This is a genomic window from Flavobacterium sandaracinum (assembly GCF_004349135.1).
Lineage (GTDB): Bacteria > Bacteroidota > Bacteroidia > Flavobacteriales > Flavobacteriaceae > Flavobacterium > Flavobacterium sandaracinum.
In genome coordinates this window covers 16,131-29,251 of sequence record NZ_SMFN01000004.1, presented here as the reverse complement: position 1 = coordinate 29,251, position 13,121 = coordinate 16,131, and the positions used below count along the sequence as shown (strand labels likewise).

Below are 13,121 nucleotides of genomic sequence, written 5' to 3'. Positions count from 1 at the left end.
TCTATTTGACTGTGGATGAAATGATGCTGATTCGGAATTGAGATAGTATTCTGTATTAATATTTTACACTTCTGTAACCAACTGATTGTTATGCTTTAATCATTTTTAACATATAATTGGTTCTGTTTGTTATTAAATTTTCACTGTAAATGGTTTATTTTTACATAAATGATAATAAACGAAATTATGAAAAAGCAGTTATTTTTATTAGGATTTGCGATTTGCTCCATGACAATGGTAGGGCAAACGGAAAAGAAAGAAAGTTGGTATTTTAAATTAGGCGGGTCTTATTTTGTGCAAACTGCAGCTACCGAGTTTCCTACGGTTGGAGGTAATGCAGCATTAGATAAAGTGTATGTAGGTGGAAGATTAATTTCTGAAGAAAGTGTTACAGGCTCGTTTGGTGAAGGTTTTAGAACAGGAGCAACAGTTGGTTATAGATTCAATACACGTTTGGGTGTAGAAATGGGAATCAATTATTATTCTAGTGCTGATAAAACTATGGCTCAAACTACTACCGATCAAATTTTTGTTTCAGGTGGTCGTCCCATTTATAATTTTAAATCCGTGGGGCAAATTAGTGCTTTTGATTTAGCGCCTGCTTTAGTTTTATTCTTAGGGGAACAAAACGGTTTTGAACCTTACACGAAAGTTGGAGTTCTTGTGCCAATTCATGGGGATTTAGAAATCACTACAGATGCGGTTGTGCCTTCAGGAGTTGCTAGTCCAGCTACTTTAGCAGTTCACAGCGTGGATAAGGTAAAGCCAAATCCAACTGTTGGTTTCATGGCGGCATTAGGGACCTCTTATAAATTAGGGCAAAATATTTCTGTTTTTGGAGAAGTTGAATACCGTAATTTTACTGTACATGGAAAATCGAAAGAAACAACTGAATTTACTGCCAACGGTCAGAATACTTTAGCGGGCAGAACTCAAGCCGAGATTCATACTAATTATGTAGATCGTTTGGATGTAAATTCAAATAATGCTGCGACAAATCCAAATGGATTGGATTCAACCAAACCAATGGATGAATTAAGTTCGTATGTTGGAATCAGTGGTCTTGGATTGACTTTAGGATTGAAATACAGCTTGTAATACAGCTTTTAAACAAGAAAAGGGATGTTTGAAAAAACATCCCTTTTCTTGTTTAAAAATGAAGTGTCCGGAAAATAGATGATTCATTTTTTCTGCCACAGATTCACTGATTTTAATTTTATTGATTTAGAAATGGAATATTCATCAATTTTGTAATAAAAATATTTTTTTAATAACTTAATTTAGTCTGTGGATTTCCAGCTGTTTTTTTTAAAAATCATTTAGATCGTGTTTACTAACATTGATTATAGGTAGTTATGTAAAAGATACAGCGCATAGCGGGAAATGGCTTCTAATGCTGAAGAATGGAATTTGCAGTAAATAAAGATAGGAATTAACAATGTGTTTATAGTCAAAACTAATTTGGGAATAGTGTTTGATTTGTTTTTAATTTCTAAATTTGTATTCTGGTTCGGAACTATAAAATATTCGGACGATAAACTTTAAATAAAAAATTATGGCATTAGCAATAACAGATGCTACTTTTGAGGAAGTAGTTTTGAAATCAGACAAACCGGTAATGGTGGATTTTTGGGCAGCATGGTGCGGACCTTGTAGAATGGTAGGTCCAATCATTGATGAATTGAGCAACGAATACGAAGGTAAAGTTGTTGTAGGTAAAGTTGATGTTGATGCAAATCAAGAATTTGCTGCTAAATACGGAGTTAGAAATATTCCTACCGTATTGGTTTTTCATAACGGAGAAGTAGTAGGAAAGCAAGTAGGAGTTGCTCCAAAGCAAACTTACGCGGATAGTTTAGACGCTTTGTTGTAATCGGTAGATTATGATTTATATAGAATCTTCACTGGATTCAAAAGAAAAGGTTTGGCGAAAGTCAAGCCTTTTTTTTTGGGTTTAAATTCCTATGTTTATGATACTTTATTAAATAAATCGGTTACTTCGCTAATAATGAGATCTAGAGATTTTGAGCGAATCAGGGCTTGTGCTTTATTTTTTTTCAATCTTTAAATTTTTAAATCGTTCAATCTTTTAATACATTTGAGATATGAAGATAGAATCACAAATAGAAAAAATTTCCAGTTTCCAGCATCTGGAGTTGTTGGCTAATCAAGTCGTGGAAGGTTTTATTTCAGGAATGCACAAAAGTCCGTTTCATGGCTTTTCGGCTGAATTTGCTGAGCATAAAGTCTATAATGCTGGCGAAAGTACGAAGCATATTGATTGGAAGCTGTTTGCCAAAACCGATCGCCTGTTTACCAAACGTTTTGAGGAAGAGACTAATTTGCGGTGTCATCTTATTATTGATAATTCGTCATCAATGCATTATCCTAAATTAAAAGACAATCAGAACTTTTTTGAGAATAAGATTGGGTTTTCGGTCCTAGCTTCGGCAGTTTTAATGAATTTATTGAAGAAGCAGCGTGATGCTGTGGGAATAAGTGTGTTTTCCGATACATACGAGTACTATGCGCCCGAAAAAGGCAGTGATCGCCATCATAGAATGATTTTGAATACACTGGAAGGGCTTTTAAAGCAACCTACACCTAAGAAAAATACGGATACGGTTACTTACTTACATCAAATAGCCGAAAAAATTCACCGACGTTCGATGATTGTTTTATTTACGGACATGTTTCAATCTGGTCCTGAAGGATCGGATGAAGCTCTTTTTAACGCCTTGCAACATTTGAAACATAATAAGCATAAAGTAGTTTTATTTCATGTTGTGGATAACGAAACAGAGCTAAATTTTGACTTTGATAATGCGCCAAGGAAGTTTATTGACGTTGAAACAGGAGAGGAGGTTGCTATTTTTGCCGATAATGTGAAGGAAGAATACAAAAAACAGGCAACAAGTTACTTTAAGAAACTCGCTTTGACCTGTTCGCAAAACCGAATAAAGTACATTCCAGTGAGTGTAGATGAAAGTTTTGAAAAAATATTAATAGCATACTTGGTTGAAAAACAAAACTTTGGATAATAAGGCAAGATTTTATCAATTATTTTTTCAAAAAACGCTTGCGTAAACGGAAATCTATTGTATCTTTGCCACCGCAATAACGCAGAGGTTTGGTAGTTCAGTTGGTTAGAATACATGCCTGTCACGCATGGGGTCGCGGGTTCGAGTCCCGTCCAGACCGCAATATTGGGGAAAGCCTTTCGTAACAGAAAGGCTTTTTTGCCCCATAAGGTTTTTAACGTTAGTTGTGTTGTTTGCTACGAATTTGTAACTCGTAGCGGGTTTAGTAGTTAGACCAATGAAAAGCTTTCCACCCTGGTGGATAGCTTTTTTGATTTAAAATGAGTGATGTTGGTTAGAATGCATGTCTGTTATCTCGATTTTTAGGACGAGATAGGTTTGGGATACAGCATTAGAGCCTTACGGATTAAAAAAATACTGGTTTGGTAGTTCAGTTGGTTAGAATACATGCCTGTCACGCATGGGGTCGCGGGTTCGAGTCCCGTCCAGACCGCTAGTAATTAAAAAAGTCTTTCGTAACCGAAAGGCTTTTTTGTTTTTAAGAACTTTAATAATCAAGGATGATAACGAAACGGTTCAAGAACAATACTTTCGCATTTGTATATTAATCTAAAATTTAAAATCAACATTTTAATATTTCCTTAAAACTTTAAGGATTGATCCAAATATACTAGCTTAGATTAGCTAAAATTATCTTTTTAAATTCTTACCTTTACAATCCATTTTAATACTCACAGCTTTCTTATAAAAAACGATAATCATAACAGCATATCCTGTTTTATCGATTGTTGAATCTAAAAAATGCATGTAATCTTTGTTTGATTTTAAAATTAATAGGTATGGGTTTTATAATTATTTTTTTAACTTTTTGGGGAATGGAATTTATGGCTTGGCTTACGCATAAATATGTAATGCATGGTTTTTTATGGAATTTACATTTTGATCATCATACCCCCAACAAGGAAGTCTTTTTTGAAAAAAACGATGCTTTTTTCCTAATTTATGCCATTCCATCTTGGTTGTGCATTATGTTAGGTTCAATGTACAGTTATTGGACAGTGATGTATATTGGTTTTGGTATATTAGCGTATGGATTAGCTTATTTTTTAGTTCACGAAGTCTTTATTCATCAAAGATTTAAATGGTTTAGAAACACTGAAAATGTTTATTTAAAAGCGATTCGTAGAGCGCACAAAGTGCATCATAAACATAGAGGAAAAGAGGAAGGTGAATGTTTTGGAATGTTGATTGTTCCCTGGAAATTTTTAAAACAAGAGCTTAAAAAAGTAAATGTTTAAAACGAGATGTTTATAAAATAGTGCTTAACAAATGTTTCTTAGCTTTTCTTTTAAACTATAAATATTTTCAACAGAACCGCAGTTTTTAGTCACGAAAACGAATCGTAATAACTATCTTTTACATAGACATTTTTTTAATAGCAAAACCTTTATGAAGCAGGCAATCATTGTTGGTTCTGGAATTTCGGGACTAGCCGCAGCAATTCGGTTGCAAAACAAGGGTTACGCTGTTCAAGTTCTTGAAAAAAACTCTTATCCTGGTGGAAAACTAACCCAAATTAGTGGGAATGGTTTTAGGTTTGATGCTGGACCTTCGCTTTTTACAATGCCTAATTTAGTTACGGAGCTTTTTGATCTTTCGGGAAAAAAATCTTCGGATTATTTCAATTATGATCAACTTGATGTTTTATGTAATTATTTTTATGAGGATGGAACACAGATCATAGCAAGTTCAGATATCGATGCTTTTGCAGCAGAAATGGAACGTAAAACAACTGATTCTGCTGAAAAAGTGAAAAAGCATCTAAATAAAAGTGCCTTTATTTATGGCGCTACTAAAGATCAATTTCTAAACAAATCACTTCATAAAATAAATTCATTTCTTTCTTTTTCGACTTTAGTGGCTATCTTAAAAATGCCGTTTTTGAATATTTTTAATACAATGAATCAGGTCAATGAAAATACCTTTTCCGATTCAAAAACGATTCGGTTGTTTAACAGATATGCCACCTATAATGGATCAAATCCATATAAAGCCCCAGGAATATTGAATATAATTCCGCATCTAGAGTTTGGTCTTGGTGCTTACTTACCTCGTGGCGGAATGCATGAGATTACCAATAGTTTAGTAAAATTAGCCAAAGAAATTGGTGTTACTTTTCATTTTAATCAAGAAGTTATTGCGATTGGAACTGAAAATAATTTGGCAAAAAGTGTTACTACAGCTTCTTGTATTTACGCTGCTGATCTAGTCGTATGTAATGCTGATATTCATACCGTTTATGAAAAATTAATTCCTTCTGCAAAAAAATTAAAAGAGGTGGATAAACAAGAACGATCGAGTTCTGCTCTTATTTTTTATTGGGGAGTTAATAAAGAATTTCCGCAATTGGATGTGCATAACATTATGTTTACAGAAGATTATAAAGCCGAATTTGATCATATTTTTGAAACAAAAACGATCTACGAAGATCCCACTATTTATATCAATATTACTAGTAAAAAAAATGAAGGAGATGCTCCCAAAGGAAAAGAAAACTGGTTTGTAATGATTAATGTCCCGTCCGTTTACGGTCAAGATTGGGATGGTTTAATTGCCGAAGCTAGAAAAAATATTTTAACCAAAATTTCAAGAAATTTGGGTGAAAGTATAGAGGATTTGATCCAATTTGAACAACAATTAACTCCACAACTCATACAAGATAAAACACATTCGTATAAAGGATCGCTATACGGGACATCTAGCAACAATAGGTTTGCCGCTTTCTTTCGCCACAAGAATTTTTCTTCGCAGTACAAGAATCTGTTTTTTTGTGGTGGTAGTGTACATCCAGGTGGTGGAATTCCTTTGGCCTTATTGTCCGCAAAAATTATTGATAAACTCGTAAAATGATAAAAACCATATCAATAGAAAATCGTTGGATTGGAATTTTGCTCTTGTTCTATTTTTTTGGAACACTCGGAATAGCGCTGCAAGAATATAAAAATTTCTTTTTGCCGCTCACACCTCTTAACTTACTACTAACACTATTTGTTTTTTACAAAGTTAATAATGATTTTAGTAAAAAGTTTTTAATCCTATCGGTGCTAATTTTTTTGATAGGATTTACAGTTGAGGCAGTTGGAGTAGCAACAGGCGTGTTATTTGGTAGCTATTCGTATGGTGATTTATTTGGAATTAAAGTTTTTGAAACCCCTTTAGTGATTGGTGTCAATTGGCTGTTTTTGTCATTAAGTTCTTATGGGGTTGTTCAGTATTTTACTAAAAAGCCGTTTTTACTTGTCATTTTTCCTTCTATGATAATGACTGCCTTGGATTTTTTCATTGAACCGGTTGCTATGAAATTGGGTTTTTGGAGTTGGGAGAATAGTGTAGTTCCATTTCAAAACTACGTGATGTGGTTTGCAACCAGTAGTTTTATTCACGGGTTGATTTACTTATTTCGTCCTACAATAAATCCTAAAATTAGCGCTGTTATTCTACTTGCACAATTTGTCTTTTTTGTCGCATTGTATTTTTCAATCACTTAAATCAAGTGTCGAAAAAAAAGTATTTGCAACCTATATTCCTAACTTTTAACTATAATTAATTAGAAATTATTTGATCATGAGCAAACAAATTAGTACAATTACCTTTTTTAGATATGCTTCGTTTAGCGATAAAGCTTGGGGCTTTGGTATGATGCAATTCGCTAATAAAGATTTAAAAAAAGTAAATGGTTTGACTTTCTACAGATTGATGGGCAGTGGAAAAGGAAGAGGTTTCAACCCTTTGCCTGATTGGTCTGTATATTGTTTACTACAAGTTTGGGAATCAGAAGAAGCAGCCCAAACCTTTTTTACATCTTCTGATTTGATGAAACAGTATAAGGAACATACAGCGGAACTATATACACTTTACATGAAAAATATTTCAGCAGTTGGGACTTGGGTTGGCAAAAATCCTTTTGAAAAAGGGGCGGAACTAGAACAAAATTTACCAATTGCAATTATTACTCGAGCAACTATAAAATGGAACTGGCTTATAAAGTTTTGGAAATACGTTCCCACTTCTGAAGAGGGTTTAGACGGAAATGAAGGCTTGATCTACACTAAAGGTGTAGGCGAGGTTCCCATTATTCAAATGGCAACTTTCAGTTTGTGGAAGGATTTTGACTCGGTAAAACAATTTGCCTATAAAAGCAAGCAACATCAAGAAGCTATTAAGAAAACACGCCAATATGAATGGTATTCAGAAGAACTTTTTTCTAGGTTTCAACCCTATAAATCATCTGGAACTTGGGAAGGGAAAGATCTTTTAAGTTTATAAAATTCGTTAATTTGGGGTTGCAATTACGGTCATAATGCCGAGAGATGATTTTTTTTCCATCCATTTTTTGGGCATGAATTGTACCATTCCAACCATGAAATTCCAAAATTCGTCTTCCATATTTTTATCCCACTGTATTCCCTTTTTTTCCATTTCACTCATCCAATAGAGCAGGTAAGGATCCATGGTGCCATGAGTTAACAGTTTGGTGACTTTCCATCCACTTTTATTAAGTAACATTTCTATGTTGTTCGGAGAAAATAATGAAATATGACGCGGTGTGTGCCAACCAGCCCAATTTTTGTTGTATTTTTTTCTACTGGCAGAATCGAAATTGGGAATTTCAATAACAAGTGTTGTAGATGGTTTCGCAATAGATTTTAAATAGGTAAGATTTTCTAATGGAGTGTAGTCGTGCTCCAGATAATGCCACATCGTGATAACATCGGGGTGCAAATTACTTGGTAACTCTTTAATTTCTGCTACTCGCAAATCTAATCCTTCAAAGCTGGCCTCTTGCTCTTTCCATCCTTCGTCGCTAAAGTCAATCCCCATTGTTTGGCAATGTAACTTTTGCTGACACGCTTTCAAAAAAGATGGTTTACCACAACCAACATCCAAAATTAACGACTCTGATGATATGAAATGAGCATCTCTTACCCGCTGCACTCGTTTTAAATCTAACTTTTGCTGGCTTCCTTCAACTAATTTTTCAAATTTCCCCCACGCTTCAGAACCCCTGTAAGGCAGGTAATGCGAAGTGTAGTAGTTTTTTAATTCGTCTAATTCAACTCTTGGGTTTAAGAAAACCAGTTGACATTTGGCACACTGATCAAAATTAAATAACTCGTTGCTTGAATGCATCTGAGCTGTTGTTTGAATAAATGAATTAATAGCCCGTGAGTTGCAAATGGGGCAATTGTGAAGTTGATGCATAGTTTTTCCGTATTTATATAAATTTAATTGATTTTTTTGAAAATTAAAAATCGTATCGCACGATAATTTAAATTTTTGGATAAAACCAATTGTATCTTAATTTGCTATAAGTATCATTTTACAGATAAATTACATCTTCTTTTTTAATTGTTCAAATTTAAAAAAAGCAAAGGATAGCAAGTTGCTGTGGTCAAAGTTCAAATATTATCTTCGTTATTTTAGTTGTTAAAGCCAATTTAATATTCATCTAAATTAGCATTAAATTCAATCTTGCTTCCAAAAAAAGGAAATCATTCTATCATAATTGATAATTTCCCCTGTATTTTCTGATAAATAATATTTTGCACGATTAAAATAGTAATCTTCAATTTGCTTTTATCACAAATGGACTAAAAACAAAGTAGGTAAGGAAACTTTTGTCTCCTTATAAATAGTGACACCTCCCTTTTTATAAGCTGTTAAAACAGTTCAGATTTATAGTCCCAAACAATCCACATAAACAATCCCAAATACATCATGCAAACTATAAATTTCATAAAACTGGAAGCTAGAAAACCTACAAATGAACCTGCAGCTGCTTTCAAAGCGCGGTTGTGATCTTTGAAATCATATATAAGTTCACCTATTAGCGCACCAAGAAACGGTCCTATGAGGAAGCCAAATGGTACAGGAGCAATAATCCCTATCACCAAGCCTATGTTTGTTCCCCAAATTCCGTACGAACTTCCACCAAATCTCTTGGTTCCTTTAGCCGGAATCACGTAATCTAAAACAGAAATTACAACTGTAATTAATAGCGCGATTCCTAAAATCCAATAATTAGCTGGAACTGCCTTCGTAAAATATAGTAGTGCTAACCCAATCCAGCTCACACTTGGCCCGGGTAAAACCGGTAAAAAACTGCCAATTAAACCTGTAATAATGCATGCAAAGCCAAGAATTAAAAGTAGGATATCCATAAATTTATTTTTAGTAATTTTGAAAACACAAAAGCAAAACGTATTTAGCTAACAAATAAGATGAAATTAATACAACTATTTTCAGTACTGCTCTTTTTTACTCTTTCTTTTTGGTCGGCAAACGGGCAAGAGAAAACAGTAGGCGAAAATGATAAGTTTTTGAAAGAGACTATTTACAATGAAAACAGAGTAAAAGTATTGAATTTTTCCTTGAAAGAGTTTGATGCACTTTTTTTTGAGTTTTTTGATAAAAAATCAAACCCAAATTTAGTTTTGACAAAGCAGGAATTCTATACCTACACGATTCAAATTGCTGCTTTTTCAGATCGATTGGCAGCTTTGTATCCAGATCAAAAACAAATTGCGGCCGAAAACAAAAAGAAATGGTTTGCGGAGAACTATGAAGATTATTTGTTTTCGAAAGCATCTCAAAAAAAATAATTGTATTTTTATAGCATATTAGTTCAATCCAAAAACAAAACCTTGAAGCAATATTACCTCTTTTTAGTATTTATATTTTTTAATTCCTGTCAATACATTGACAAGCAAATACCTTCGGAAAAGGAATTGTTACAAAAGGAACTGAAATCCATCAACTGGAAAGAAGTCGATGAATACCCATCAGTAGTAGATTGTGAAAAAATTGAAGATAAAAAGCAACGCCAGCAGTGTTTTTTTGAGGTTTTAACGCAGTTGATTCAAGAAAAGTTAAGTGTTGATACGCTGTCGGTTCTCTACCCTGAACTGGATACGATTGAAGTAAAGGTCACTGTTTTTCCAAACGCAACGATGCAATTCGAGCCGCAATTCCCCAAAGATTCGGTCGCCTATGACACGATAAAAATTGATAGTATTTTAAAAGCCCGTTTGGTCGATTTCCCAAAAATAAATCCAGCCATCAAACGCGGAATTCCAGTAAAAACTCAATTTATACTTCCGGTTATTCTAAAAGTAGAGTAGATTTTTTTGGAGCTATTTCCAGCTGTTCACTGTATCTTTTTCTTTTTAAAGAAAAAAGAAAAAGGATGCCGTTTCCATCTGGGATAGGGTTTTAGTGCAATCTAAAATCTTCTCCCTTTCCATTCGTATTTTCCAAACAACGAATACAAAGCCACGCTCACACTAAAAAAAGGATACAACAAACTGCTTAAAATCAAATACTGTATTTTGGTCTTGGTTAAAAATTGATTCGTTTTGTAAATTAAAATGGTGTCAACAGAAAATTTTAAAACATATAGTATAAAGAAGTTTTGAAAAGCAGTTAAGCCCAAGAAGCAACAGCCAAGAATCAAAAGCCAACTCAGATTTCCTGTAAAAACGAACAGCCCCAATCCTTTCCCGAAAGTACCTTGATACGAACTTGTTTTAGATGCCCAACGGACGCGTTGATGAAATAACGATTTCCAATCATTCAATGGTTTTGTGATGACTATATTATTTTCAGATTTTAGATAGTGAACATCTTCAGGAGATTTTGCAATCGCTTTTTGCAACAGGAAAACATCATCGCCACTGGCAATTTTGTCATTTCCCTCGAAACCGTTAAGCTCTTGAAAAAAGGATTTAGTATACGCAAAGTTGGCACCATTACACATAAATCCTTTGTTTATTCCAAAACTCCCAATGGTTGCACCTTGTAAACTCGCCAAATCCAATTGCTGAAAATGATGTAGAAATGAATTGTCACAATCATACGTTACTGCGCCGGCAATCATCGCAACATCATGAAGCTGAATGTAATTGTCTAATATCAATAACCAGTTTGCATTGAAAGTGCAATCGGCATCGGTGGTGATAATCCAATTCGTATTTACCATTTGCATCGCGGTTACAATCGCATCTTTCTTGGGCGAATTTGAAATCCGAATGTTATTTATAACCGAAATTCTAAACTTTAAACTTTGAAATTTGAACTTTTTCTCAGAATCGTCATCGACTAAAATCACTTCAAACAATTCCATCGGATAATTCAACTCCGATAAACTGGCTAATAAAACGGGCAGGTTTTCGGCTTCATTTCGGAAAGGAACGATAATTGAGAATTTTGTTTTTGGCTTTACCCCAGTATATGGAATTGTGTTCACTTTGGTGAAGCCATAAATCAGGACAATTATCGCCAAGCAATAAAAGAGGATTATGATGTATAGAACAACTGTAATCATAATTATTTTATAAAGTTTCGTCTCCCTCTCCTTTGGAGAGGGTTGGGGAGCCGATTTTAAAATTCAATACATAATAAGTGCCAATTATCACCGGTAAAACCACATTCAAAAACCACATCAAAGTCGAAATGAAAATTACAATCCATTCGTTTACACCTAAAATTCCAAAGAAATAAACCGCAACACTTCCTTTTACGGCAAAGTCCAAAAATTGAAAAGTAGGTAAGGAGGATGCTAAAAAATATACGCTTGTAATCGCTGCCATAAGAGTTAAATAAGGCAAGTCAACATCAAAAGCTAAAAACAAAAAGTAGTATTGATGCGAAAAAACTAAATACCGGCAAATACCTAAAAAAATATTTTTTTGATGAATTCGTTTTGAGACTTCATTAATTTTATGAATCAATTTCGCGATGGAATACCCTTTTATTGTGATTTTTTTGACCGAAAATAAAACAATGAAAAGGAGTATTAGGATTCCAAAAAGCAGCGCTACCGTTTTTGTAGTAATTACATTGTACTGCGCATTGAAATACAACAACCCGAAAATTCCAAAAATAACGGTCAATACCATTTGGATTCCGTTGCAAATCAGGTTCAGGAAAATCACTTTTTTAGCATTTGATTTATCAAAAAACAAGGCTTTTCCAGCATATTCTCCAACTCCATTCGGTGTAAAAAGTCCAGCGGTTAATGCTCCTAGAACTTGTTTAGTTGCTTCTCCCAAAGAGATTTTATGGATAAATTCGACCAAATTTTGCCATTTCAATATTTCAAAAAACCGATTCAAAACACTCAATAACAAAATAAACGCGATTCCGCCAACGGATTGATTTTTTTGAAATAAAACAATGAATTTCTGCCAATCCAGTTTGTCGTTATTGGCCAATTGATTGTAAATAAAATAAAACGCACCGCCGACAATCAAAAGTTTGATAAGAAGTACAAGGAATTGCTTAGTTTTGTGTGGAATTATAATCATGAGCCCCCTAGCCCCCGAAGGGGGAATTGTTAGTGTTAATAAATAGGAATCTGTAAAATAACAAATAAAACTTTTAAACCTTAAACTTTAAACAAATCTTTTGTCAAACGAACGCATCATATTAGGAATTGACCCTGGAACCACAATTATGGGTTTTGGATTGATAAAAATTGTCAATAAAAAAATGGAGTTTTTGCAATTGAATGAATTGCAATTGTCCAAATACGATAACCATTATCAAAAACTGAAAATCATTTTTGAACGCACCATTGAGTTAATCGATACACACAATCCAGATGAGATTGCAATCGAAGCACCTTTCTTTGGTAAAAACGTACAATCGATGTTAAAGTTGGGACGTGCACAAGGAGTGGCCATGGCGGCGGGGCTTTCAAGAGATATCCCGATTACAGAATATGAACCTAAGAAAATAAAAATGGCGATTACCGGAAACGGAAACGCCAGCAAAGAACAAGTTGCTAAAATGCTTCAACAGCTTTTAGGTCTTAAAGAGTTGCCTAAAAACCTCGATAGTACGGACGGATTGGCCGCTGCAGTTTGTCATTTTTTCAATTCTGGAAAAGTGGTTGGTGAGAAAAGTTATACCGGTTGGGATGCTTTTGTGAAAAATAATGAAAATAGAATTAAAAAATAGTTTGCAGTCGCAGTTTTCAGTCTCAGTAACTGGAAACTGCCACTGCGACTGAAAACTAAT

The 13,121-nt window shown here is 34.1% G+C and carries 14 protein-coding genes and 2 tRNA genes; 12 read left to right on the top strand and 4 right to left on the bottom strand.

Annotation, left to right across the window (positions count from 1 at the left end; translation table 11 throughout):
* Window positions 1-186 precede the first annotated feature (186 nt).
* The 9 genes from E0F91_RS04605 to E0F91_RS04565 all read left to right on the top strand — a co-directional run bounded on the left by E0F91_RS04605 (window position 187) and on the right by E0F91_RS04565 (window position 7,367).
* Window positions 187-1,098, top strand: coding sequence for an outer membrane beta-barrel protein (locus E0F91_RS04605; RefSeq protein ID WP_132065175.1), 912 nt, complete (start codon window positions 187-189; stop codon window positions 1,096-1,098).
* 457 nt (window positions 1,099-1,555) lie between these two features.
* Window positions 1,556-1,873 (top strand): thioredoxin, encoded by a 318-nt coding sequence (trxA, locus tag E0F91_RS04600; protein WP_024980008.1) that lies wholly within the window; start codon window positions 1,556-1,558, stop codon window positions 1,871-1,873.
* 232 nt (window positions 1,874-2,105) lie between these two features.
* Window positions 2,106-3,041 carry a DUF58 domain-containing protein gene (locus E0F91_RS04595; protein ID WP_132065174.1) on the top strand — a complete coding sequence of 312 codons (936 nt, stop codon included), beginning with the start codon at window positions 2,106-2,108 and terminating at the stop codon, window positions 3,039-3,041.
* Between the two features lie 86 nt (window positions 3,042-3,127).
* Window positions 3,128-3,201, top strand: a tRNA-Asp gene (locus E0F91_RS04590).
* Window positions 3,202-3,460: 259 nt separating this feature from the next.
* Window positions 3,461-3,534: transfer RNA gene (locus tag E0F91_RS04585), tRNA-Asp, on the top strand.
* 346 nt (window positions 3,535-3,880) lie between these two features.
* Window positions 3,881-4,339, top strand: coding sequence for a sterol desaturase family protein (locus E0F91_RS04580; RefSeq protein ID WP_132065173.1), 459 nt, complete (start codon window positions 3,881-3,883; stop codon window positions 4,337-4,339).
* Between the two features lie 151 nt (window positions 4,340-4,490).
* A complete protein-coding gene (gene crtD / locus E0F91_RS04575; RefSeq protein ID WP_132065172.1) occupies window positions 4,491-5,951 on the top strand; it encodes a 1-hydroxycarotenoid 3,4-desaturase CrtD in 1,461 nt (486 codons plus the stop codon).
* Window positions 5,948-6,589 (top strand): carotenoid biosynthesis protein, encoded by a 642-nt coding sequence (locus E0F91_RS04570; protein ID WP_132065171.1) that lies wholly within the window; start codon window positions 5,948-5,950, stop codon window positions 6,587-6,589. The genes crtD and E0F91_RS04570 overlap by 4 nt, the downstream gene beginning before the upstream one ends.
* 76 nt (window positions 6,590-6,665) lie before the next feature.
* The gene (locus E0F91_RS04565; RefSeq protein WP_132065170.1) at window positions 6,666-7,367 is read left to right on the top strand and encodes a DUF3291 domain-containing protein; all 702 of its coding nucleotides are present in this window, start codon (window positions 6,666-6,668) and stop codon (window positions 7,365-7,367) included.
* Between the two features lie 6 nt (window positions 7,368-7,373).
* On the opposite strand, the gene E0F91_RS04560 is transcribed toward E0F91_RS04565, so the two are convergent.
* The gene (locus E0F91_RS04560; protein ID WP_243698840.1) at window positions 7,374-8,231 is read right to left on the bottom strand and encodes a class I SAM-dependent methyltransferase; all 858 of its coding nucleotides are present in this window, start codon (window positions 8,229-8,231) and stop codon (window positions 7,374-7,376) included.
* Window positions 8,232-8,761: 530 nt separating this feature from the next.
* Window positions 8,762-9,262, bottom strand: coding sequence for a DUF456 domain-containing protein (locus E0F91_RS04555; protein ID WP_132065168.1), 501 nt, complete (start codon window positions 9,260-9,262; stop codon window positions 8,762-8,764).
* 60 nt (window positions 9,263-9,322) lie between these two features.
* On the opposite strand from E0F91_RS04555, the gene E0F91_RS04550 reads away from it, so the two are divergent.
* Together E0F91_RS04550 and E0F91_RS04545 are read left to right on the top strand one after the other, a co-directional pair.
* Window positions 9,323-9,703, top strand: a complete 381-nt coding sequence (locus E0F91_RS04550; protein WP_132065167.1) for a hypothetical protein — start codon at window positions 9,323-9,325, stop codon at window positions 9,701-9,703.
* Window positions 9,704-9,745: 42 nt separating this feature from the next.
* On the top strand, window positions 9,746-10,222 hold the full coding sequence (locus E0F91_RS04545; RefSeq protein ID WP_132065166.1) for a hypothetical protein: 477 nt from the start codon (window positions 9,746-9,748) through the stop codon (window positions 10,220-10,222).
* A gap of 101 nt (window positions 10,223-10,323) precedes the next feature.
* Here E0F91_RS04545 and E0F91_RS04540 read toward each other — a convergent pair whose 3' ends face one another.
* Together E0F91_RS04540 and E0F91_RS04535 are read right to left on the bottom strand one after the other, a co-directional pair.
* Window positions 10,324-11,424: a glycosyltransferase family 2 protein gene (locus E0F91_RS04540; protein WP_165930088.1), complete on the bottom strand. Its 1,101-nt coding sequence runs from the start codon at window positions 11,422-11,424 to the stop codon at window positions 10,324-10,326.
* A 7-nt stretch (window positions 11,425-11,431) separates the two neighbouring features.
* Window positions 11,432-12,406, bottom strand: a complete 975-nt coding sequence (locus tag E0F91_RS04535; protein WP_132065165.1) for a lysylphosphatidylglycerol synthase domain-containing protein — start codon at window positions 12,404-12,406, stop codon at window positions 11,432-11,434.
* A gap of 100 nt (window positions 12,407-12,506) precedes the next feature.
* Here E0F91_RS04535 and ruvC point away from each other — a divergent pair, with 100 nt between their 5' ends.
* On the top strand, window positions 12,507-13,061 hold the full coding sequence (gene ruvC, locus E0F91_RS04530; RefSeq protein ID WP_132065164.1) for a crossover junction endodeoxyribonuclease RuvC: 555 nt from the start codon (window positions 12,507-12,509) through the stop codon (window positions 13,059-13,061).
* Window positions 13,062-13,121: the final 60 nt, after the last annotated feature.